At 36.0% G+C, this 21,351-nt stretch carries 22 protein-coding genes and 2 pseudogenes; 15 read left to right on the top strand and 9 right to left on the bottom strand.

Annotated features, from left to right (window positions below):
* Window positions 1-555: 555 nt before the first annotated feature.
* Genes JFU18_RS11485 through JFU18_RS11475 form a run of 3 tightly spaced genes read right to left on the bottom strand, consistent with a single transcriptional unit; the run spans window position 556 to window position 3,508 of the window.
* Window positions 556-1,707, bottom strand: a complete 1,152-nt coding sequence (locus JFU18_RS11485) for an ABC transporter permease (protein WP_483862061.1) — start codon at window positions 1,705-1,707, stop codon at window positions 556-558.
* 26 nt (window positions 1,708-1,733) lie between these two features.
* Window positions 1,734-2,408 carry an ABC transporter ATP-binding protein gene (locus JFU18_RS11480; RefSeq protein WP_002087431.1) on the bottom strand — a complete coding sequence of 225 codons (675 nt, stop codon included), beginning with the start codon at window positions 2,406-2,408 and terminating at the stop codon, window positions 1,734-1,736.
* Window positions 2,405-3,508, bottom strand: coding sequence for an efflux RND transporter periplasmic adaptor subunit (locus tag JFU18_RS11475; RefSeq protein WP_201034971.1), 1,104 nt, complete (start codon window positions 3,506-3,508; stop codon window positions 2,405-2,407). Before JFU18_RS11475 ends, JFU18_RS11480 begins: the two co-directional genes overlap by 4 nt.
* 205 nt (window positions 3,509-3,713) lie before the next feature.
* Here JFU18_RS11475 and JFU18_RS11470 point away from each other — a divergent pair.
* Window positions 3,714-4,364, top strand: a pseudogene (locus tag JFU18_RS11470) (YwaF family protein); the annotation flags it as partial.
* Window positions 4,339-4,674 (top strand): annotated as a pseudogene (locus JFU18_RS11465) (peptide ABC transporter permease); the annotation flags it as partial. The pseudogenes JFU18_RS11470 and JFU18_RS11465, both read left to right, overlap by 26 nt.
* 43 nt (window positions 4,675-4,717) lie before the next feature.
* On the opposite strand, the gene brnQ2 reads toward JFU18_RS11465, so the two are convergent.
* From brnQ2 to JFU18_RS11445, 4 genes are all read right to left on the bottom strand, one after another.
* Window positions 4,718-6,034, bottom strand: a complete 1,317-nt coding sequence (gene brnQ2 / locus JFU18_RS11460) for a branched-chain amino acid transport system II carrier protein BrnQ2 (protein ID WP_201032521.1) — start codon at window positions 6,032-6,034, stop codon at window positions 4,718-4,720.
* Window positions 6,035-6,253: 219 nt separating this feature from the next.
* A complete protein-coding gene (gene cotJC / locus JFU18_RS11455) occupies window positions 6,254-6,823 on the bottom strand; it encodes a spore coat protein CotJC (RefSeq protein WP_000265281.1) in 570 nt (189 codons plus the stop codon).
* A 61-nt stretch (window positions 6,824-6,884) separates the two neighbouring features.
* A complete protein-coding gene (locus tag JFU18_RS11450) occupies window positions 6,885-7,148 on the bottom strand; it encodes a spore coat protein CotJB (RefSeq protein ID WP_085309348.1) in 264 nt (87 codons plus the stop codon).
* Between the two features lie 8 nt (window positions 7,149-7,156).
* On the bottom strand, window positions 7,157-7,372 hold the full coding sequence (locus JFU18_RS11445; RefSeq protein WP_085309350.1) for a spore coat associated protein CotJA: 216 nt from the start codon (window positions 7,370-7,372) through the stop codon (window positions 7,157-7,159).
* Window positions 7,373-7,480: 108 nt separating this feature from the next.
* Here JFU18_RS11445 and JFU18_RS11440 point away from each other — a divergent pair, with 108 nt between their 5' ends.
* The 5 genes from JFU18_RS11440 to JFU18_RS11420 all read left to right on the top strand — a co-directional run bounded on the left by JFU18_RS11440 (window position 7,481) and on the right by JFU18_RS11420 (window position 9,874).
* Complete coding sequence (locus tag JFU18_RS11440; protein WP_201034739.1) at window positions 7,481-7,891, top strand: VOC family protein; 411 nt, start codon at window positions 7,481-7,483, stop codon at window positions 7,889-7,891.
* Between the two features lie 240 nt (window positions 7,892-8,131).
* Window positions 8,132-8,413, top strand: coding sequence for a YkvA family protein (locus JFU18_RS11435; protein ID WP_002125440.1), 282 nt, complete (start codon window positions 8,132-8,134; stop codon window positions 8,411-8,413).
* Between the two features lie 11 nt (window positions 8,414-8,424).
* A complete protein-coding gene (locus tag JFU18_RS11430; RefSeq protein WP_201032523.1) occupies window positions 8,425-9,030 on the top strand; it encodes a DedA family protein in 606 nt (201 codons plus the stop codon).
* A 110-nt stretch (window positions 9,031-9,140) separates the two neighbouring features.
* Window positions 9,141-9,509, top strand: coding sequence for a DUF3992 domain-containing protein (locus JFU18_RS11425; RefSeq protein WP_002087413.1), 369 nt, complete (start codon window positions 9,141-9,143; stop codon window positions 9,507-9,509).
* A 20-nt stretch (window positions 9,510-9,529) separates the two neighbouring features.
* The gene (locus JFU18_RS11420; RefSeq protein ID WP_000525803.1) at window positions 9,530-9,874 is read left to right on the top strand and encodes a DUF3992 domain-containing protein; all 345 of its coding nucleotides are present in this window, start codon (window positions 9,530-9,532) and stop codon (window positions 9,872-9,874) included.
* 60 nt (window positions 9,875-9,934) lie between these two features.
* Here the strand turns inward: JFU18_RS11420 and JFU18_RS11415 are convergent, their stop codons facing one another.
* Window positions 9,935-10,360: an S-Ena type endospore appendage gene (locus JFU18_RS11415; protein WP_201050313.1), complete on the bottom strand. Its 426-nt coding sequence runs from the start codon at window positions 10,358-10,360 to the stop codon at window positions 9,935-9,937.
* 353 nt (window positions 10,361-10,713) lie between these two features.
* Here JFU18_RS11415 and JFU18_RS11410 point away from each other — a divergent pair, with 353 nt between their 5' ends.
* Window positions 10,714-13,176 carry a LamG-like jellyroll fold domain-containing protein gene (locus JFU18_RS11410; protein WP_201032524.1) on the top strand — a complete coding sequence of 821 codons (2,463 nt, stop codon included), beginning with the start codon at window positions 10,714-10,716 and terminating at the stop codon, window positions 13,174-13,176.
* A gap of 79 nt (window positions 13,177-13,255) precedes the next feature.
* Complete coding sequence (locus JFU18_RS11405; RefSeq protein WP_085312937.1) at window positions 13,256-13,459, top strand: hypothetical protein; 204 nt, start codon at window positions 13,256-13,258, stop codon at window positions 13,457-13,459.
* A 92-nt stretch (window positions 13,460-13,551) separates the two neighbouring features.
* On the opposite strand, the gene bcaP is transcribed toward JFU18_RS11405, so the two are convergent.
* Window positions 13,552-14,955: a branched-chain amino acid transporter BcaP gene (gene bcaP / locus JFU18_RS11400; protein WP_085309358.1), complete on the bottom strand. Its 1,404-nt coding sequence runs from the start codon at window positions 14,953-14,955 to the stop codon at window positions 13,552-13,554.
* A 289-nt stretch (window positions 14,956-15,244) separates the two neighbouring features.
* Between bcaP and JFU18_RS11395 the strand changes: the two genes are divergently transcribed.
* The 6 genes from JFU18_RS11395 to JFU18_RS11370 all read left to right on the top strand — a co-directional run bounded on the left by JFU18_RS11395 (window position 15,245) and on the right by JFU18_RS11370 (window position 21,272).
* A complete protein-coding gene (locus tag JFU18_RS11395; protein ID WP_078422166.1) occupies window positions 15,245-16,372 on the top strand; it encodes a cation:proton antiporter in 1,128 nt (375 codons plus the stop codon).
* A 124-nt stretch (window positions 16,373-16,496) separates the two neighbouring features.
* Window positions 16,497-16,826: a hypothetical protein gene (locus JFU18_RS11390; RefSeq protein WP_000704964.1), complete on the top strand. Its 330-nt coding sequence runs from the start codon at window positions 16,497-16,499 to the stop codon at window positions 16,824-16,826.
* Between the two features lie 17 nt (window positions 16,827-16,843).
* Window positions 16,844-17,707, top strand: a complete 864-nt coding sequence (locus tag JFU18_RS11385; RefSeq protein WP_085309360.1) for a MurR/RpiR family transcriptional regulator — start codon at window positions 16,844-16,846, stop codon at window positions 17,705-17,707.
* A 155-nt stretch (window positions 17,708-17,862) separates the two neighbouring features.
* Complete coding sequence (murQ, locus tag JFU18_RS11380; protein WP_085309362.1) at window positions 17,863-18,747, top strand: N-acetylmuramic acid 6-phosphate etherase; 885 nt, start codon at window positions 17,863-17,865, stop codon at window positions 18,745-18,747.
* A gap of 35 nt (window positions 18,748-18,782) precedes the next feature.
* Complete coding sequence (locus JFU18_RS11375) at window positions 18,783-20,147, top strand: PTS transporter subunit EIIC (RefSeq protein ID WP_201034741.1); 1,365 nt, start codon at window positions 18,783-18,785, stop codon at window positions 20,145-20,147.
* Window positions 20,148-20,198: 51 nt separating this feature from the next.
* Window positions 20,199-21,272 carry a DUF871 domain-containing protein gene (locus tag JFU18_RS11370; protein WP_201034742.1) on the top strand — a complete coding sequence of 358 codons (1,074 nt, stop codon included), beginning with the start codon at window positions 20,199-20,201 and terminating at the stop codon, window positions 21,270-21,272.
* The last annotated feature ends 79 nt before the right edge of the window (window positions 21,273-21,351 follow it).

Genomic DNA, 21,351 nt, shown 5'->3' with positions numbered 1-21,351 from the left:
AATCAACACTTTTTTAATTACTAATAGATTAATAATGTATCGGTGATGTTACTTGAATATTTCTGTAACGTTACAAAAAAGGGGTATTTAACTATTTGAATCGTAATGTAGTTATGAAAATATAATATTCTTGTGTGTGAAGTCGTATATATAGGGGTGATTTTAATGAAATAGAGATATAATTGTTACAAAATAAGTTGTAGTATGGAAAAAATTACGCCTTGAATTTGTTCTTTTACATATTATTTTTGCAATAATAGGATTGCTTGATAGCTTTCGTGAGAAATGAAAGTTTAAATGATAAAAAGATAATCGCAACATGAAACATATATAATAGAAGAAACATGATTTAAAGGGATGATATCGTTATGAAGTGGTTCGCGAATTGCAGTAGAATTATCCCGCTATTTGTGGGCAGTAAAACCCCCACTGATTATAGTTTCACTTTATATAATAGAAGTTAGAGGTTCTTATTTTTGTCAAAACGTCGATGAAATTACATTTGCCTTCAACAAAATAAAAAACGTAGGAGTGTAAACTCCTACGTTTTTTTATTTACTCATATCGTAAACATTCAATTGGATCAAGTTTAGCAGCTTTGTTTGCTGGTAGTAAACCGAATGCAATACCGATTAGCATTGAGATACCTACTGAAAGAAGTCCAAGTTCTTTTGAGATAACGAGTGGCCATCCGGCAAAGATTGAGACGATCCAAGCGAAGAAAATACCAAGCATGAATCCGATGAAACCACCGAGTCCTGTTAAAATACAAGATTCAATTAAGAATTGTGTTAATACTTTACCGCGCGTTGCACCAAGTGCTTTACGAATACCGATCTCACGTGTACGTTCTGTTACAGATACAAGCATGATGTTCATTACACCGATACCACCAACAAGTAAGGAGATAGCGGCGATACCACCGAATACCATTTTCATCATACCGATTGATTCGTCTAATTGCTTCGTAAACTCACCCATATCTTGAGCTTCAAATTTATGCTCAAATTTAGGAGCTTTCATGTCGTTTAAAACAGAAGCAGCTTGTTTTTCTACACTTTTACGTTCTGCTGGCGAAGTTAATATTAATCTTACAGAGTCATACTCAGTTACTCCTGAGATTACAGGAGCGTTTTCAAGTGATGTATAACCTTCTGACATAGCCATTCCGAAATCATTTTTTGCTTCATACACACCGACTACTTTATATGGCTTTCCTTTTATGTCAGTATATAAATTTGATTCCCAACCATTAAACAATTTGTTGAAAGCTTCTTCATTTAAAATAACAGCAGGAATTGCTTGCTTTAATTCACTATCATTTAATTCACGACCGTGAACTAATTTTATTTTCGCATCTGTCATGAAGGCACCTGTTCCACCTTTTAAATCAAGAGAGACATCTTTTGAACCAGAAGATGCTTTTACTTTCATACTTACATCTGGATAAACATCTTTAGCGCCAGGAACAGTTTGAAGACGTTTTAGCATATCCGGTGTGATTTTGGCACTATCAGTTCCATAATCAGGGTTGTTGTAGTAAATCGTTACTTCAGTATCTTTTCCTTGGCCTAACTCTTTTTTAAACTTTGCATTTGTACCATCACCCATTGAAATGATAGTAATAATGGCGCTAATACCGATAATAATACCTAGCATTGTTAATATAGAACGCATTTTATGAGCAAAGATAGAGGAAAGGGCCATGCGTATATTTTCACTCGTGTTCAAAATTAACCTCTCCAATCTTGGACGATATTTCCGTCACGAATTACAATTTGACGTGCTGCCGCTTCCCCAATTTCACGATCGTGGGTAATCATAATGATTGTTGAGCCTTGTTTGTTTAATTCGTAAAAGAGATCCATAATTTGTGTACTTGTTTTCGTATCAAGTGCACCCGTCGGTTCATCTGCTAAGAGAAATTTCGGGTTATTTACGATTGCACGTGCGACTGCGACACGCTGCTTTTGTCCACCTGACAATTCATTTGGTAAGTGAGTAGCACGATCAGCTAAACTGACTTTTGTTAAAGCTGCTAATGAGCGCTCACGTCTTTCTTTTTTATCGACTCCAGCGTAAATAAGAGGTAGTTCTACATTTTGAAGTGCTGTAAGTCTCGGTAATAACATAAAGTTTTGGAATATGAATCCGATCTCTTTATTACGAACATGTGCAAGTTCTGTTTCAGACATGTTTGAAATGTTTTGACCAGCTAGTTCGTACGCACCTGTCGTTGGTTTATCTAAGCAACCGATAATGTTCATTAATGTTGATTTACCAGAACCAGATGGTCCCATAATAGAAGTGAATTCTCCTTGGTTTAGTGTTACATCAATTCCGTGTAATATTTGAACGGACTCTGCACCATTTTGGAAAGATTTCGTGATGCCTTTTAAGTTAATCATTGAGTGACAACCTCCATACCGTCTTTTAAGTCTTTTTCAGGTTTAGAGATAATTTCCTCTCCTTTTTTCACTCCAGAAACTTTTGCTTCGCTATCTGTCTCAAATTCAACAGTAACTGCTTGTTCTTTCGCTTTACCGTCTTTTACAACGAAGACAACATTTTTGTCACCTTTTTTCACAATGCTGCTTTTCGGAACAATCGTACCAGTTGCTTCGCCAGATTTACTTGTTACGTAAACATGGAAGCCGTTTTGTAATTCTTCACTATTATCTAATGTGACAGTGAATTGATAATTAGAAACAGTTTTATTTTCGTCCATGCTCTTTAATGGTGTAGAACCGATTTCTGTTACTTTTCCTGTCCAAGTCTTACCAGCGACAGTTTTTGATGAAACAGTTACTTCTTGCCCAACTTTCATACTAGCAAGTTCATATTCAGAAAGTTGACCTTTTACTTTAAATGGACCAGCGTGACGAAGTGTAATGCCACTCATACCTGTTTTTTCATCAGCAGTTTTTACGATATCATCAATTACACCGTCGGCTGGACTCGTTACAGAAAGTGTGTTTACTTTCTCTTTTGCTACTTTAATCATTTCATCAGCTTTTTCTACTTCAAACTTCTTCATTTCAAGTTGTGATTCTAATTGCCCAACTTCAATTTCTGATGCTTTTAATGCTTCAGCGGGAAGGCCTGCATTTTTATCTTTTTGTAATTTTTGTTTCGCTGCATCAATTTGTTTTTGGAACAATGTTACTTCTTTTTGTGCGATTTTCTTTTGCATTTCTGCTTCTGTTACACCTTGTTTAGCAGTAGGGTCATTATATTTAAATAGAAGCTGACCTTTTTTCACTTCATCACCTTTTTTAACAGCTAATTCATACGTACCTTTTGTTGGATCGAATGAAATTGATTCAATACCATTTGGAATAACTTCGCCGCCAAATTTTTGTGCATTTTCAATTTGTTTTTCCGTAATTTTATAACCGCTATATGCCATTGCTACTTCTGAACTTCCGCCAGCAAAAGCAAAATATGATCCAGCTGCAATTCCGATTGCTACTACACTAGTAATTAACACTTTATTTTTCTTCTTCATCTTCATCTATTTATCACCTTTTCGTTCGTTTTAGTATCTACATTAAGTATAGAAGAGGTGAAGAATATGACAAATCGTTTTAGCTTACAATAACCTTACAGTTTTGTAAGGTATAAATATGTAAATGTAAGGTGGAGGTTGTCCTAGTTTAAGCAAATGAATTGACTCGTTGTTTCTTTCTAACAATAATATTGTATGAAGGAAGATGGAAGCTTATTTTAGTGCGCATCCATTAAAACCATTTATTCCGTACTCGAGGCAACATGTCATTATATTATTTATTATGTTGGTGGGGATATTTTTTCTGTATCAATACCAAGATTTATTGCGTCAAAGTGAGTGGAATATAACGGTTCGATATGCGATTGCATTTCTATTTATAGGAAGTGAGATTGGACTTCATATGTGGGAATGGAAAGCCGGTATTTTTGAGCTAGGCACTTCATTACCATTTGAGTTATGTACGATTAGTTTATTGTTAGCATCGATTATGATTGTAACGAAAAGCTATCGAATATATGAGATTGTGTTTTTTACAGGAATAATCGGTGCATCGCAAGCCATTTTAACGCCGAACGTGCAATACGCTTTTCCGCATTTTCGCTTTATAGAATTCTTCATTGCACATGTATTACTCATTTGGGCACCGCTCTTTATGACGTGGGTAGAAGGATATAGACCTACCTTGCAATCGATTAAGCGTACGATGATATTTTTAAACATAGTAATTCCAATCGTTTCATTTGTTAATTATAAAACGGGTGGCAATTATATGTTTTTAGCTCATAAGCCAGAAACTGCTTCATTACTCGATATGTTAGGGCCGCATCCTTACTATTTTACTGCACTTAGGGTTACTGGAAGTATTCTTTGGTGGAACAGTTAACTTTATGGGGCCGGTGGAAGAAGTGGAATCTTATACGCATGAATGGTCAGGTTTAATTGGAGTTTATTTTAGATCATTAACAGTTAATCCGTGGATTCCTCTCGTTCCAATTACATTTTTTGGACTTACTATCTTTTCAGGAAATATGATTGTAAAAAGTATAGAAGAGGCGATGATGAAAGTAAGGTTAGGCGGAGTGAGAAAGAAGACAGATGTAGAAAAGGAACAACCTGCTGTGCAGTCAAAAGAAGAGCTGTTTACGTTTAAGCATACGATTTGAAAATAAAGAAGAAGCAAGCATAATCAATGCTTGCTTCTTCTCTTTATTTTGTAGAAACTTCACCTTCAGCTTCTGTTTGCGGAATAAAGTATCCGACTATACCACCAATTATTGCTGGAACAATCCAGCCAATACCTAGTTCATAAAAAGGAATTGTGTGTACGATATTAGCGATAAAACTTGGTATCATTCCCACATTATCAAGTGCATGAATACAGCTAATAATGAATGCTGCAATCATTGCTCCGATATAGACAGAAGGTTTACGTTTCGTATATTTATCGATAAATGATACGAAAATTAAAATGATTGTAATTGGATATAAAATAATTAATACGGGTAATGTAATTTTGATTAATAAACTTAATCCTAAGTTTGAAATAACGAAGCTAAAGATACAAACGTATAGTACAAGCTTCTTATATGAAACATTTGTTAGTACTGTTGTGAAATAGTTGGCGAATGCACTTACAACACCGATTGCAGTCGTTAAACAAGCAAAGATAATTGCGATACTTAATAAAACATTACCGCTTGTCCCAAAGAATTGATACATAACAGTTGCTAATAGCTGACCGCCATTTTCGAATTGTCCTAAGTTTCCGTTTGAAGCGCCAATATAACCGAGTAAGAAATAAACAATTGTTAAGAAAAGGGCAGCAATGCTTCCGCAAATAATTGTATATTTTGCAATGGATTTCTTATCTTGTATACCGTTTTGACGAATTGCATTTACAACAATTGTTGATAATACGAGAGCTCCGATTGCATCTAATGTTAAAAAGCCTTCGAGAAATCCTTTGAAAAATGGAATTTCTTTATAGTCACCGATAGGTTCTGCGAATGATCCTGGTGAAAGAATTGCTTTTGTTGCCATAATTGCAATAATTCCAAGTAAAATTGGCGTTAATATTTTTCCGATATGGTCTACTAATTTGGATGGATTTAATGATAAAAAGTAGACGACTGTAAAGAAAATAGCACTAAAGACTAACATAGAATACCATTGGTCCGGGAAGAGTGGTGCGATTCCAATTTCGTAAGACACAGTTCCAGTTCGTGGAATAACAAATAGTGGGCCGATTGAAAGATAAATAATGATAGCGAATACTGCTGCGAATTTTGGGTGAACACGGCTCGCTAAAGTATTAAAACTACCACCAGCAAGGGCAACAGCGACGATAGCTAGTAAAGATAAACCGACATCTGTAATAATAAATCCTGTAATGGAAACCCACATATTTTCTCCGGAAGAAAGACCGAGAAGAGGCGGGAAAATCATATTACCAGCACCGAAGAAAACTGCGAATAGTAATAAACTAATCGAAAGTATTTGCGCTGGTTTTAAAGTTGTACGCATATAAAGAAAAGCCTCCTAATGAGCGTTTTTTTGTCGAAAATTCAAATAATTTGTCGATTAACTGTTATTATTTTAAAGGTCTGATGACTAGAAAGCAAGAGGGAATTTTAAAAATATTTTAAAATAATGCGTAAAATTGAATAAATATACTATTTATATGTTAATTAGGAAGGATTTAACTTTAAATATAAAAAAACACATATCGTTACGATATGTGTGTTAAAAGAAAATCTTTTTATCACGTTCTTCTTTTAAAATTTCTACAGCCTCTCGGAAACGTTGAGAATGGACAATTTCTCGTTCGCGTAAAAAGCGTAAGCTATCATTTATATCGGGATCGTCTGATAAATCAATTAGCCATTGATAAGTCGCTCGTGCTTTTTCTTCAGCTGCAATATCCTCGTATAAATCTGCGATAGGATCTCCTTTCGCTTGAATGTAAGTGGCAGTAAAAGGAACACCACCTGCATTATGGTAAAACAAGGCGCTATCATGATTCGCATAATGCGCGTCTAATCCGGCAGCTTTCATTTGTTCAGGTGTTGCATCTTTTGTTAATTTATAAATCATTGTAGCAATCATTTCTAAATGTGCGAACTCTTCTGTACCAATATCGGTTAGTAAGCCAACGACTTTATCAGGAATTGTATAACGTTGATTTAAGTAGCGAAGAGCAGCAGCCAGTTCGCCGTCCGCACCACCGTACTGTTCAACTAATAATTTGGCGAGTGCTGGATTACAAGTACTCACTTTAACTGGATATTGTAATTTTTTTTCATAAATCCACATAGTTTCTCTCCTTTATCCCGCTATTTGCTGCCCGTAAACTCCACTTGATTAAAGTTTCATTTTATATTTGCCATGGCCACGGTCCTTGGCTCCATTGCCATGGAGCGTTAGAATAACTATTTCCGAACTGCTGAAGTGGCCCGTATTTTTCTTCAATTTTTTGTTTTAATACTCTTCGTTTATAAGAAAAATCGTTGAATTGATTTATAGCTGTAGTATCGTCGGGATGCGTATCTAAATAGAGAGTAAGTTCAACTAATACAAAGTCTAATTCTTGCAGTTCTTCAATCCATTTGTAATATTCATCAGGTAATGTTTGTGTCACGTTTTTATTCACCGTCCTTTTTTGTAAGGATTTTCATAATAATCATAAAAAGCAGGCCATAAAGTCCCTTTTCTTAAAGCTTCTTTTGGTGTGAATTGGGGTAAATTAGTTGGTTGAAAACCCATATATAAGTGCGGGGGAGTTGAGTAATATTTTTTTTCAATTGGGGGACAAGGATCATTTGGACCGTGATAAGGTATGTAAGATTTCATGAATTTATCCATGTTACACGCCTCCTTTATAAATGAAATATTCATCACTATGTATTGTATTCGTACATAATTGCAAATTATGACTCATATAGAAAACTAAAAGGGGCAGGGGGAGTGTGGATGGAAAGTGTTACAACATGTATTGTCTTAGAATCCAAAAACTTAAAGGAAACATTATATTTTTATGAAGGAATTCTAGGGTTTAAACCGAGCAAGGAGAGGCCACAAATACGTGTAACAGGTGTGTGGTATGATATCGGTTCAACGAGAATTTGTTTTGTTGTAAACAGGGGACTGGGAGAGCATAGAGAGACTGTTATATCATCAGTGAAGGGACTATTGTTAAAAGCTACAAATATCGAGCGTTTAAAGAAAAAGTTAGCGTTTTATCAAATATCATTTGTAGAAAAGCGCCACGGTGAAGAAGTTAGAATAATATTTCATGATCCAGATGGTTATACACTCCAATTTATTTCAATAGAGAACATGGAAGAGAGTCTTTTACAATGTAATAATCTGAATGGTGAATGAAAAAAATATTGACAAGCTTAGTTAAATATTTTAATGTGATTGTATAAAACTATGTATATAAAGGGGAGTAACTTATTACAGTAAAGTCGTCATTACAGGGAGAAACCCTCGGCTTTATTGGCAACGTTTCGTTGTTAGTGAGACCTTTACCAGCAATGGTAAAGGCCCCTTCTTGTCTTTTTTAGGACCCTTACCATATTTGGTAGGGTCCTTTTTGTATACAAAGAGAGGAGCTAGAAAATGAAAAAACTTTTTAGTAGATTAAGAGTTGTATTTCATGTCCGCCGTTTTGTTCCATTCCTATTTGACTTTTTTACTTCAAAAGAGGTTTCAATAAAGAAGAAAATTTTATCTATTGCTTTTTTAGTTGGTTATGTAGCGATGCCGCTCGATTTAATTCCAGACTTCCTACCGTTCATTGGTATTTTAGATGATATTGGAATTGTGTTATTTATTTTGAATCGAATTGTAAAGATGGCGCCAGTTCAATTACAAGAAAAGCATAACGTAAACGTAGGATAGGAGTTGAAAATATGGAGCAAATTATTTTAGATATAATCGAGTTTTTAAAGCAGTTTTCTTATTTTGGAGTTGTGTTAGCATTAACGTTTGAATTTATTCCAGCAGAAGTAGTTTTGCCCATGGTTGGGTATTGGGTATATGAGGGAGATATGAATTTTTGGCTAGCTGTATTAGCTGGAACGCTTGGCGGAACGACAGGACCTTTAACGTTATATGCGCTCGGGTATTACGGTGGTCGTCCTCTATTAATAAAATACGGGAAATACTTCTTCATTAAAGAAGAACAAATTCAAAAAGCAGATGATTTCTTTGGAAAATATGGACCGGTTGTAGCATTTTTAGGACGCTTCATCCCGGGAGTTCGAACGCTTATTTCCGTTCCATGTGGTATGGCGAAAATGAACATATGGAAATTTAGCATATATACATTTGTAGCAATGTTCCCATTAACGACTTTGTATATTTATTTTGGAATGAAATTAGGTCCGCATTGGGAAAAAGCAGCGGGTGTTGTTGGACAATATATGCTACCGATATTAGCCGTCGTTCTTATTATTGTAGGTGGTATTTTAATCTATAAATTTATGAAAAAACGAAACAAATCGGAATCTATCTAGTCATTGGTAATGGAATTTGCATATTTTTTGAAAATAGATGAATAGTACAGGCAAAAGACTCTGAGGGACATACACATATAGGGAATATAAAAGAGAGAGGGGAAACAACTATGTCTTGTGAGTGCTCAGGGTCAGCATTAACTTGCTGTCCAGATAAAAATTATGTGCAAGATAAAGTGTGTAGTCCGTGGTCTGCTACTGTAGTTGCAACAGCAATTGATAATGTTCTTTATACAAATAATATTAACCAAAATGTAGTTGGTACTGGTTTTGTTAAATATGATGTTGGTCCAGGTCCAATTACTGTAGAAGCGCTTGATTCTGCTGGGGCTACAATTGATACACAAACATTAAACCCAGGAACGAGTATCGCTTTTACGTATCGCCGCTTTGCTAGTATACAAGTTGTGTTACCTGCAACACCTGGTGGAACGTATCAGGGAGAATTTTGTATTACAACACGTTATCCACTTTCATAGTAGAATTGGAGAGGATCGAAATGGGAATGAGAAGTTCCGGTTTGTCTTGTTGTTCTAATAAAACACTTGTGCAAGATCAAGTATGTACAGACTGGTCTATTACAGGTGCTGGTACTCAAATTGTATATACGAATAATATTACACAAGAAGTATATGGTTCAGGTTATGTGAAATATGATGTAGGCGCGAATCCCATTACAGTTGATTTTTTAGTCGGTGCTACAGTAGTTGATACAATTACTGTACAACCACAAAGTAGTGGTACTTTCACTGTACGATATTTTACTACTGTCCGAATTACTACGACAGGAACAACTGTTAATCAAGGCGAGTTTTGTATTACAGTACGTTATCCAATTTCATAAAAAAAGCATACCGTAAATGGTATGCTTTTTTTAAATTGAGGAAGTAATAAAATTGGTATTCTATAAGCAACATGTAAATTGGCAACAGTACTTGCCTTCTAAATATAGTGAAGGATTATTTTGTATATTAATAATACTAACGGATTTTAAATCTTTACCTGTGTAAGATATTGTATTGCCAGGAAACACAGTGAAAATATTGGTTACTGCTCCAACGATTTGAATTGTAATTGCTTCAGTGCTGCTAGTACTATTGTAAACCGAGACAGTACCTGATATAAGTAGTATCCCATCACTTTGCCACAGTATCATTGATGGTGACGCATCTTTGGTAGAGGGAATAGTGTTATTAGTTATGAGGAAGTTTCCTGCAAATTCATTTGTTACTCGTTCGCAACTTGGATTTGGAGGAGGGGGGGATGGACAAGGGGTCGGGCAAATGATAGATAAAGGAGCAAAACAGCCAATATTTTTTTTGTTCTTCAATACAACCCCTCCTTTTTAAGCTGTCTTTTACTACTATTAAATGTAGAAGCATGGCCGATGTGTTAAGAAAAGAAGAAAATTTTTAAAATTAAGATTGTCTAATAGGCTTAGAACTTAACTTGTCATTTGTTTTATAGAAAAGATTATATGTGAATAGGCGTGGGAAAAGAATAATCAGACTCTTTTAGACAAAATGTGGTTGTTTACAATAGTACAAGTAGTGTTGAAGTTAATGAACAATTCACTGTATATTTACAAAAAACTAATAAAATTAATTTGTCATTTAAACGGAGTTAATATGTTTTCGTTACAATAACCCTTGTAATTAATCAATTATTATGAGGAGGATTTACGTGGACAGAACTGTTTTACGAAAAGTAAAAGGCCTTATTGGAGTATTAATGGTTTTTGTATTAGCATTTGTATCATTTCCGTGGAGTACATCAGTCAAAGCGGAAGAGAAAAAGCAAGAAAAGGCACCAAGTGAGAAGAAAATTGTTTTCCCAGTTGTAAGTGATGTGCATATTAAAGATAATAAAACGGATGATATGTTCCGCTGGAAACGAGCGATTGAGCAATTGAATTCAATCGCACCAAAGCAAGATGCTTTTGTTATTGTAGGTGATTTTACTGATTCTGGGTCACTGCAGCAATATGATCGTTTCATGCAAGTGTATAATGACAATGCAAATAAAGATGCGGTACGAATGAATTCTCTAGGTAATCATGATTATTGGAACGGTTTATCTGTAGAGGGAGCGCAGAAGCGTTTTTTAGAAAAGACAGGAATGGAATCAATTTATTATCATAAAGTGGTAAAAGGCTATCATTTCCTTGTTATGTCTCCAGAGAATGGAGCGACACATGGGTATTATTCGGACAAGCAAATTAATTGGTTAAAAGAAGAAATGGCAAAGGCACAAAAAGATGATCCGGAAAAACCGATTTTTGTGTTTTTACATCAACATATTAAAGATACAGTGTACGGTAGCCAAGAATGGGGAACGCAAGATAGTGCAAAAATTAATGCGGTATTAACAGAATATCCACAAGTAATTACGTTCTCAGGTCATTCGCATTATCCATTAGATGATCCAAGATCGATTCATCAAAAAGACTTTACATCTGTTGGTACATCTTCTGTAAGTTATATGGAAGTTGAAGGTGGTAAAGTGCAAGGGAATATCCCTTCAGAATCTCGTGCATTAAGCCAAGGCTTATTAGTAGAGGTAGATGATAAGGAAGTAACAATTAATCGCCGTGATTTCCATACGAATTCTTGGACAGGCGAGCCATGGAAAATTCAGTTGCCATCAAAGAAAGAAACATTTACGCATGTAGAAGATCGTGATAAAGAAAAGCCATCTTTTGTAAAAGATGCGAAATTGTCAGTATCAAATGTAACGGAAAATGCAGCAACAGTAACATTCCCGCAAGCGGTGGATAACCTTCTTGTTCATTCTTATCGTGTACAAGCGAAGGATAAGCAAACAGGTGAGATTAAAAATAAGTTATTAGCATTCTCAGAGTTTTATCGTGATCCAGTTCCAAAAGAACTTACATTTACACTTGCAGGATTAGATGGCGGGAAATCATATACACTTGAAGTAGTTGCGATTGATTCGTTTGGCAACGAAAGCGCGCAGCCGTTAACAACAGAAATTACTACGAAAAAAGATAATATTGATCCGAACGTAAAAGTGCCAAAGGCAGACGTTTTTGATGTGAATTTCTTAGATGGTACATTTAAGGATAACTCACCGTTTGGAACAAAAGGTGATGTGAAAGGGAATGTATCTGTTGAATATGATAAAGCGTTGAAAACAAATGTAATGAAATTAAATGGAAAAGCAAATACATTTGGTTATCTTCCATTTTCAGCAGCACAAAAAGAAAAAGTAGCAAATTCATTTACGTTAGAAACTGTATTTTCAATGAATGAAATTCGCGGACAAGGTATTTTGCAAAATACAGAGAGTGGTGGAATTGGTTTTGAGTCTACAGGAAGTGGTTATGTAGAATTATGGGCTCATATTGGCGGAAGCTATAAACGTGTTGGAGTTCAATTAGAAGCAAACAAAACGTATCATTTAACAGGAACGTATAATGGAAGTGAAGTAGCAATTTATGTAGATGGTAAAAAAGTAAATAGTCAGCCAGCTAGTGGGAAAGTGTATCATCCGAACGTGCCATTTGCACTTGGTGCAGATCCAGATAGCAACGGAAATGGCGGTATTCCGTTAAATGGACAAATTGCGTTAGCAAAATTATATAGTAAAGCATTAAGTTCTTCAGAAGTAGTAGCAGCGTATAACGAGTTTTCAAATCGTACAAAATTAGAGCAAGTAAATACGTTATATGAAGAGATTGGAAAAGTGAAAGAAGTATTGGCAGGTACTTATGAATTTGGTGAAAAACCAGGTCAGTATTCCCAAGCAGCTTTTAACGAATTACAAAGAAGTTATGACAATGCAAAGAAAGTGTTTGAGAATATAGCAAGTACAGGAGAACAAATTGTTCAAACGTATAATGAATTAAAAACAGCAAACCAAACATTTTTACAATCAAAGGTAGCAGAAGAACAGCCGAAAACACCGAAAGAAAAATTACAAATCAATATTGAATTAGCCAAAGCTTTAGTGAAGAAAGCCCAATCTGCAAACGTAACGGAGGGTTCAGTGAAATCATTGAGTCGAAAAATTACAGTTGCAGAAGCTGTATTAAAAGATGTGAAAGTAAAAGATGCACAGGTAGAAAAGATGAATCGTACGATAGAGCATGCGATTTCACTTGTTGAGAAAAGCATGAACAAATAAGGTAGAAGAAAAGAAGCTTATCATGATAGGCTTCTTTTTTGTTATACTAAAAATAGCATGGAAAAAAGGAGCGAATAATTTGGAACAGAAAAAGATAAAAAGAATTCTTGAATATGTATGGATCGCGGTTGTGCTCCTTGTAGGATATTATTTCTTAAAAGAGAAAAGTATATGGGTTCTATTTTTAATGACATTTTTATTAGCGGGATTAGGAACGCTATTTATTAACTTTTTCTTTGATAGTGTAAACGTGTGGAGAAAGAAAAAGAAAGAGGCGAAGTAAGGGAGAAGAAGTATACAAAAGTTGATCGGTATATTTTTCATTTTACAATCGTTAATGAAAATAGCTCGCCGTTTCATCGGCGAGCTATTTTGTTATGCTTTTTTCGTCTCATCACCTGTTTTTTCAGTAGCTAAATGACTATGTTTTCTAGAGTAGAAGAAGTAGACGCATAAACCGACTATAAGCCAGACTGCAAAGCTGATCCATGTTGTTTTGGACAAATTAATCATTAAATATAAACAACAAATAATAGCGACAACCGGTAGTGCAGGTACGAGTGGTGTACGAAAGCCACGTTTTAAATCAGGATGCGTTTTCCGTAAAATAAGTACAGCAAAGCAAACGAATGTGAAGGCTGTTAACGTACCGATGTTTACTAAATTCGCTAGTAAATGTAGGTCTAGAAGTCCTGCTAATAAAGCTGCAAATACCCCAGTAATCCATGTGTTTAGTAAAGGGATTTTTACTTTTTTATTTACGCGTGATAACGCTTTTGGGAGTAAGCCGTCTCGGCTCATTGCATAAGAAACACGAACTTGTCCATACATAACGACTAAAAGAACGGTTGTCATTCCTGTCATCGCACCTACTGCAAGTAGCCCCGCAATAGTATCTTCGCCAACGAAATGTAGTGCAAATGCAACTGGATCAGAAACATCTAATTGCGTATAAGGAACCATACCTGTTAAAACGAAAGATACGATCATGTATAAAACTGTACAAATAAGAAGGGAACCGATAATGCCAATTGGTAAATCACGCTGCGGTTTTTTCGTTTCTTCTGCTGCAGTTGCAATTGCATCAAAACCTAAAAAGGCGAAGAAGACAGTCGCAGCTCCGGTAATAATACCGTCGTACCCGAATGGAATGAACGGTGTCCAATTTTCAGGCTTTACATATTTTGCGCCTGCTACGATAAAGGCGATAATAACTGCTAATTTGATAAGGACCATAATATTATTAATGCGTGCGCTTTCGCGAATACCAAAACTTAAAAGCCCAGTAATGAGAAGTAAAATACAAACAGCAGGTAAATCGATGAGACCACCCTTTCCTACGCCAGGTGCCGAGGCGATTATGGCGGGAAGATGTATGTTAAAGCCTTGTAGTAAAGATTGTAAATAACCAGACCAACCAACAGCTACTGCTGCCACGGCAAGTAAATATTCGAGCATTAAACACCAACCAACAATGAAGGCGACGATCTCTCCGACTGTCATGTATGCGTAAGTATACACACTTCCTGAGACAGGAATAGAAGAAGCGAATTCGGCATAGCAAAAGGCTACACAAGCACAAGTGAATGCAGCAATAAGAAATGATAGCATAATACCAGGACCGGAATGTTTTGCTGCGACAATACCTGTTAATACAAAGATGCCTGTCCCAATTACGGCGCCGATTCCTAAAAACATTAAATCGAGTGCCGTTAATGTTCTATCTAGCTGCCTTGGTGATTCAGTACTAAGCGCTTTTTTACGTAATAATGACTTCATTTTGGACTCTCCTCCTTTAGTTTTCATTTCCATAACTGCGAATATAGTACGAGCCCATTGGAAAAGAGTATGTAAGTGAATGAAAATACAGTTATGGTATGTAGTTTTTTAAAATTTCTGGGTTAATCTTATTATAATTCAGAATATTTTGTCAAATGAAATTTTAACAAATAAAAAGCCGGTTGTAAGGAGAAACTATGTGCAGAAATAGATGCAGGTTAACAATCAGTAGAGATGAAGAATAATCCACTGATTAAAGTTTTACTTTATTATAGTAGGAGAAGATGTTATGTTATTTTATTTTGAACTTGTCGTCATTTTACTTTGTACGAAATTAGCTGGTGATATTAGCGTTAGACTTGGCCAGCCTTCTGTACTCGGTAAATTAATCGTTGGTATTATTATCGGTCCGGCTTTGCTAGGTATTATTAATAGTTCAGAACTTATTGATGAGCTTAGCGAAATTGGTGTTTTGCTACTTATGTTTATGGCAGGACTCGAAACTGATTTAGAAGAGTTAAATCGTAATTTAAAATCTGCATTCGCAGTAGCGATGGGAGGAATTATTTTCCCATTCCTTGGTGGGTATTTAGCAGGACTTGCGTTTGGAATGTTACAGTCGCATGCGATCTTTTTAGGGTTATTACTTTGTGCCACTTCGGTTAGTATTTCTGTTCAAACACTAAGAGATTTAGGGAAAATGAATACGAGAGAAAGTACGACGATTTTAGGTGCAGCTGTATTTGATGATGTAATTGTCGTTATTTTATTAGCATTTGTGATGAGTTTTTTAGGTACACAAGATGTAAATGTAACGCTAGTCATTGCAAAGAAAATTATCTTTTTTGTAAGTATTGTTTTCATCTCTTGGAAAGTTGTTCCATGGATTATGAAAATGCTCGTACCACTTCGCGTAACAGAAGCATTAATTAGTGCAGCTCTTATTATTTGTTTCTCTTTTTCGTATTACAGTGAAATGATGGGGATTGCAGGTATTATTGGAGCATTCGCAGCTGGAATTGCCATTTCTCAAACAGAGTATAAGCATGAAGTGGAACATAAAATTGAACCAATTGCTTATGCAATATTTGTTCCAGTGTTCTTCGTAAGTATTGGAATGGAAATTACATTTCAAGGTATCGGAAGCCAGCTTTGGTTCATTATCATTATGACGCTCATCGCAATTTTCACAAAGTTAATTGGATCAGGTTTAGGAGCAAGACTAACAGGATTTAACTTACAATCTTCTATTAGTATTGGTGCGGGGATGGTGTCGCGCGGGGAAGTAGCGCTTATTATCGCAGCAAATGGACTTACGGCAAATTTATTAGCGAAAGAAAATTTCACAGCGATTGTCATTGTTGTTATATTGACGACGATTATTACGCCGCCGCTTTTGAAGAAGTATTTTGTATAGAGAGGAAGGGCTTATCTGATGTAGGTAAGCTCTTTTTTTATTGCAAAATGAAGTGGTCATGTAGCATGAATGGATTGTAATTATGATAAAATCTATGTATGTGATATGACAAGGAGAGGGAAGTGTGAAGATTACAAAGGGGAAAGTTATAGGTGTAATCATACTTATTGCACTATGTATACCATTTACTGCATGGAAAGAGTCGAAAGTGAAAAATTTTCCAGTTTCTATTTTTTCTTCCTATGTAGAAGACGAAAACCCGAAAGACTATAAGTACACTGCTTTTGTACCTGACTTTGCAATTTGGATACATGGATGGGAAAAACAGCGATCTGAAGGTGAAATAACGTCATATAAAAAAGGGGATCGAACTGTAATTGTTCACCATCCACCTGGCAATGATGGTTTTTATCTATATGATACAAATGATATTAGAGAATATACGCAACCGTAAGAAGTGGAGGTTAAATAGTGAAAGCTTCAACATTACTATTTAAAATTGAAAGTAATATGGATCAATTTTCACCAGCCGAAAAGAAGGTTGCCATGTACATAATGGAGAATGCAGAAATTGTTCCGAACTTAACGACGAAAGAAGTGTCAACGAATGCAGGCGCAAGTGAGGCAAGTGTTGTTCGCTTTTGTAAGTCGATTGGGATTGGGAGCTTTAAATCATTTAAAATCGCGCTCGTTCGTGAATTAACGATTGCTGATTATAATATTAATGATTTTTCAGTGATGAATACGGAAGATGGACCGTACGATTTGTTTAATAAAGTTACATATGTGAATAAAGCTGCAATTGAGGCGAGCGTTACTGCGATAGATAAAAAGGAACTTGAGAAAGCTGCAGATCGTATTGTAAATGCGGATAAAATTATATTTTACGGAGTAGGCGGATCGGCTACTCCGGCGATGGACGGGGCTTATAAATTTACAAGGCTCGGATTTACAGCGATGATGCTATCTGATTTTCATATGATGTTGCCACTCGTCACGAATTTAAAAGAGGGAGATATATTTGTGGCGATTTCAACTTCTGGGCGGACGAAAGATGTGCTCGAAATGGCGCAATATGCGAAGAAGCGAGGGGCTACAGTTATTGCGATTACGAAGCTAGACCAATCATCTCCGTTATATAAAGCGGCAGACATTCGCCTTTGTATGCCAGATGTAGAGCAAGATCATCGTATTGCAAGTATTGCTTCCAGAATGACACAACTGAATATGATTGATGCTTTATATGTGATTACTTTCAATCGAATTGGCAATAAAGTGCTGGATCAATTTATGGAGACGCGAGAAGAAGCAGTGCGGTTACGGAAGTTAAAATAGAAGAAAAGATGAGGGGACTCATCTTTTTTATTATCTTTGACACAAATATGTCATTTTGTGAAATTTTATTTCATAAAATAAGAAAGTAATATTGATTTTTAATTTCTTGAAGTTATAATAAAAGTGTGAAATATAATTTCAAAGAGGGTGGCAATATGTTAGAAAATTTATCGACAGAACACCGTAATGAGAAAACGACGAATCTAGATGAGATGAGTATAAAAGAAGTGTTACAAAGTATGAATGAAGAAGATCGAACTGTTGCGTTAGCAGTTGAAAAAGAGATAGAACAAATTGAAAAGGTCGTACAGACTGTTATTAAATCTTTTGAAGCAGAGGGCCGATTAATTTATATTGGGGCTGGTACGAGTGGTCGTTTAGGTATTTTAGACGCAGTGGAATGCCCGCCGACATTTGGCACAGACGATAAAATGGTGCAAGGATTTATAGCAGGTGGATTGAAAGCGTTTACTAAGGCGGTGGAAGGTGCCGAAGATCGCGAAGAGTTAGCAGAAGAAGATTTGAAAAGTATTGGATTAAACGAGAAAGATACAGTGATTGGTATTGCCGCAAGTGGTAGAACCCCTTACGTAATTGGCGGATTGAAATACGCACATAGTGTGGGAGCTAGTACGGCGAGTATTTCTTGTAATAAAAATGCTGAAATAAGTAAGTATGCAAAACTCAATGTAGAAGTGGAGACAGGCGCAGAAATATTAACAGGCTCAACACGTTTGAAGGCTGGTACAGCGCAAAAATTAGTGCTTAATATGATTTCAACAGCGTCAATGATTGGTGTAGGAAAAGTATATAAAAACTTAATGGTAGATGTTCAATCTACGAATGAAAAGTTAGTAGAACGATCAAAACGAATTATTGTAGAAGCAACAGGAGTTAGTTATGAAGTAGCGGCAGATTATTACGAAAAAGCAAATCGTAACGTGAAAGTTGCTATCGTTATGGCATTACTACAGTGTGAGTACGGGGAAGCAAAAGAAAAACTAAAAGAAGCGAAAGGCTTTGTGAAGAAGGCTTTATAAAGTGAAACGATAAGAATAGGGAGGGGGATTCTATTATGAAGAAAGAAGAGAGAATGGCCAAAGAAATTTCGGAGCAACTTGGGGGAATAAAAAATATTCGTGGCATTGCTCATTGTATGACGAGACTGAGGTTAACGCTTCATGATGAAAGTAAAGTGAATATGGATTTTTTGAAAAAGGTTGAAGGCGTTATGGGCGTCATTGAAGATGAAACACTTCAAGTTGTTGTTGGTCCAGGAACGGTAAATAAAGTAGCAGCCGAAATGGAAGTTTTAACAGGATTACGAATTGGTGAGGTTGCAGATCATCATCTTGAAGATATTGGTCAAGAGATTAAATCAGAGATGAAGAAGAAAAATAATACACCAGTGAAGAACTTTTTACGAAAAATAGGTAACATTTTTATTCCGTTAATACCTGGTCTTGTTGCATCAGGAATTATAAACGGAGTTGCTAACTTCGCAAAAAACGCAGGTGCTGATCCGAATGCAACATGGCTACAAATGTTACTACTTATTGGCGGCGGTATCTTTACATTTTTAGGGATTTTAGTCGGTTGGAATACAGCGAAAGAATTTGGCGGGACACCAGTTCTTGGAGCGATTGCGGGTATTTTAATTTTTAATCCAGCGATGGCAAATGTGAAATTATTTGGTGAAGCAATGGTACCCGGGCGGGGCGGATTGTTTGCAGTTATTTTTGCAGCATGGCTTATGGTAGTAGTTGAGAGAAGAGTACGAAAAGCAGTGCCGAATGCAGTTGATATTATTGTAACACCGCTTATTACTGTATTAGCTGTAAGTATAGTAACGATGTTAGCGATTCAGCCAGCAGCGGGATTTTTATCTGATGGTATTACGAGCGGTATTAACGCAATTTTAAATGTTGGCGGAGCATTTGCTGGAGCAGTGCTAGCCGGAACGTTTTTACCACTCGTTATGGTCGGATTACATCACGGTTTAACACCGATTCATATGGAATTTATTAATCAAACGCACGTAACGCCTTTATTACCAGTACTCGCAATGGCTGGCGCTGGGCAAGTAGGAGCAGCAATTGCGATTTATGTGAAAACAAAAAATAAACGCCTTCGTAATGTGATTAAAGGTGGATTACCAGTAGGATTTTTAGGAATTGGCGAACCGCTATTATACGGGGTTACATTGCCACTTGGGAAACCGTTTATTACTGCTTGTTTAGGAGCGGCTGTCGGTGGTGCATTCCAAGCTGTTATGAAAACGGCTTCACTCGGAATAGGTGTATCAGGATTATCATTAATTCCGTTAATTGCTGATAATAAATATTTATTATATTTCCTTGGATTAGTAGTTGCATATATTTTCGGATTCATCTTTACGTACTTCTTCGGCTTTAAAGAAGAAATGGCAGAAAACATATAGAGAAAGGGATTCCTTTCTCTTTTTTTTATATTAATAGAAGGAGAGATTTATATGATAGGAGTTTCAATTTATCTTTCAAAAGAGCGAGTAGAGAAACAAGAAGCATGGTTAAAACTAGCGAAAGAAAACGGATTTTCATCTGTTTTTACATCTCTTCACATTCCAGAAGATGATCCGAATAGGTATAAGGAGTTAATTCAAATACTTGGGAAACAAGCTCTCGAAAATGAAATGGAATTAATGGTTGATGTCTCTCCAAAATCGTTAAACCATTTAGGGATGACGTATGAAAATGTGGAAGAGTTATTAGACTTTGGCATTACTGGTTTACGAATGGATTACGGTATTACGCCAAAAGAAATCGCACGTGTATCTCATAAGATGAAGGTAGCTTTAAATGCGAGTACGATTACAGAATCATTTTGGAAAGAGTTACTTGCGGAAAATATACGAGTAGATCGTATAGAAGCGTGGCATAATTTTTATCCACGTCCAGAAACAGGACTAGCAAAGTCGTTTTTGCAAAAACAAAATAAATATTTACATGAGTGCGGAATAAAAACGATGGCGTTTATTCCGGGAGATGGTGAAAAACGCGGTCCGTTATATGAGGGTTTACCAACTTTAGAAAAGCACCGCTATATGCGGCCACTTGAAGCGTATTTAGAACTTGTTCAAGAGTGTGACATTGATAAAGTGTTAATTGGAGACATAAGTGGGAGCCTAGAAAGTGTACAAGAAATCTCGAGTGCGAGTGGTGGGATTATTCCAGTGCGATATGAGTCATTTATAAATGCAAGTGAAGTATTAAAAGTGGTAGAGCAAGTGCATACAAATAGGTTAGATCCGGCTCGTGACGTAATTCGCTCTGTAGAATCAAGAGAAGAAAATAAAGTTGCAATACAACCGATGAATACAATTTCAAGAAAACGAGGCAGTATTACAATTGATAATGAATTGTACGGTAGATATGCTGGGGAGATGCAAGTTGTTGTAAATGATTTACCTGTAGATGAGAAAGTGAATGTTGTCGGAATGGTTGTGGAAGAGGACGTGCCGTTATTGCCCTATATTGGTGCTGGAAAAAAGTTTCAACTTTTTCTGTGCGATAGAGCGAAAGCTTGAATTAGCACTATTTTATAAAAAACATTATTCGTAAAACGGATAATGTTTTTTGGTTTCTTTAAAAAAGTATTTGACGAAT

Source organism: Bacillus sp. TH22 (assembly GCF_016651015.1).
Lineage (GTDB): Bacteria > Bacillota > Bacilli > Bacillales > Bacillaceae_G > Bacillus_A > Bacillus_A mycoides.
The sequence above is the reverse complement of the archived record's forward strand: the minus strand, read 5'-3'. Positions and strand labels throughout refer to the sequence as shown.

Coding starts and splice junctions, on each gene's coding strand:
- JFU18_RS11485 (WP_483862061.1), bottom strand. CDS start 1,707: ATGGCCCTTTCCTCTATCTTTGCTCATAAAATGCGTTCTATATTAACA.
- JFU18_RS11480 (WP_002087431.1), bottom strand. CDS start 2,408: ATGATTAACTTAAAAGGCATCACGAAATCTTTCCAAAATGGTGCAGAG.
- JFU18_RS11475 (WP_201034971.1), bottom strand. CDS start 3,508: ATGAAGAAGAAAAATAAAGTGTTAATTACTAGTGTAGTAGCAATCGGA.
- brnQ2 (WP_201032521.1), bottom strand. CDS start 6,034: ATGCGTACAACTTTAAAACCAGCGCAAATACTTTCGATTAGTTTATTA.
- cotJC (WP_000265281.1), bottom strand. CDS start 6,823: ATGTGGATTTATGAAAAAAAATTACAATATCCAGTTAAAGTGAGTACT.
- JFU18_RS11445 (WP_085309350.1), bottom strand. CDS start 7,372: ATGGATAAATTCATGAAATCTTACATACCTTATCACGGTCCAAATGAT.
- JFU18_RS11440 (WP_201034739.1), top strand. CDS start 7,481: ATGGAAAGTGTTACAACATGTATTGTCTTAGAATCCAAAAACTTAAAG.
- JFU18_RS11435 (WP_002125440.1), top strand. CDS start 8,132: ATGAAAAAACTTTTTAGTAGATTAAGAGTTGTATTTCATGTCCGCCGT.
- JFU18_RS11430 (WP_201032523.1), top strand. CDS start 8,425: ATGGAGCAAATTATTTTAGATATAATCGAGTTTTTAAAGCAGTTTTCT.
- JFU18_RS11425 (WP_002087413.1), top strand. CDS start 9,141: ATGTCTTGTGAGTGCTCAGGGTCAGCATTAACTTGCTGTCCAGATAAA.
- JFU18_RS11420 (WP_000525803.1), top strand. CDS start 9,530: ATGGGAATGAGAAGTTCCGGTTTGTCTTGTTGTTCTAATAAAACACTT.
- bcaP (WP_085309358.1), bottom strand. CDS start 14,955: ATGAAGTCATTATTACGTAAAAAAGCGCTTAGTACTGAATCACCAAGG.
- JFU18_RS11395 (WP_078422166.1), top strand. CDS start 15,245: ATGTTATTTTATTTTGAACTTGTCGTCATTTTACTTTGTACGAAATTA.
- murQ (WP_085309362.1), top strand. CDS start 17,863: ATGTTAGAAAATTTATCGACAGAACACCGTAATGAGAAAACGACGAAT.
- JFU18_RS11375 (WP_201034741.1), top strand. CDS start 18,783: ATGAAGAAAGAAGAGAGAATGGCCAAAGAAATTTCGGAGCAACTTGGG.
- JFU18_RS11370 (WP_201034742.1), top strand. CDS start 20,199: ATGATAGGAGTTTCAATTTATCTTTCAAAAGAGCGAGTAGAGAAACAA.